Here is a 564-nt window from a genome sequence, read left to right as displayed (position 1 = left end):
GAACCCACCCTTTTTGCTGGTGGTAAGTATAGTTATGAGCATAATAGCACTTGGGCTTCATCGAGATGCTCTAAATTACTGGTATCGGTCTAACAGAGATAGCAAAACGGAGAAAGCAAGTAATTAGACCACTGAATAACTCCCATCTTACAATTCTTTTACGCCCGTCTTTTAAGGGCCGACCCAACGAGGGTGCATTACAAACGAACATATCTAACTAGGGAGGGGAAAATAATGTCCAGATTTCCATTCTCAACTGGGATGGAAAACTCTTAACAACAATGCTTCCTCCTGAAAGTACAAATGCAAAAATTAAATTTGCTCAGTATTATGTTTTTGAAGATCAAGAAAAAAGATTTGAGATCGCAAAGAAATTGATTTGCAGGGATTATTTTTAGCCACTTCCTTGCTTTAAATAGAAAATCTTCTCTTTTGATTTCTATTTCATTATTATATTCTTTTTCATGTGATCAGGTCACGAGTTTTCTAGTAGGATGAATCATAGCATGGGTTCTGGAGATAAACAGACCACCCGGAGTCTACACCTGTCTCTTATACACATCT

General features: G+C 37.4%; 1 pseudogene. It reads left to right on the top strand.

The features are described 5' to 3' along the window. Positions 1-239: 239 nt before the first annotated feature. A pseudogene (locus tag EO95_RS17065) lies at positions 240-398 on the top strand (CRISPR-associated endonuclease Cas1); the annotation flags it as partial. Positions 399-564 lie beyond the last annotated feature (166 nt).

The sequence above is a fragment of the Methanosarcina sp. 1.H.T.1A.1 genome (genome assembly GCF_000979295.1).
GTDB lineage: Archaea > Halobacteriota > Methanosarcinia > Methanosarcinales > Methanosarcinaceae > Methanosarcina.
The sequence above is the reverse complement of the archived record's forward strand: the minus strand, read 5'-3'. Positions and strand labels throughout refer to the sequence as shown.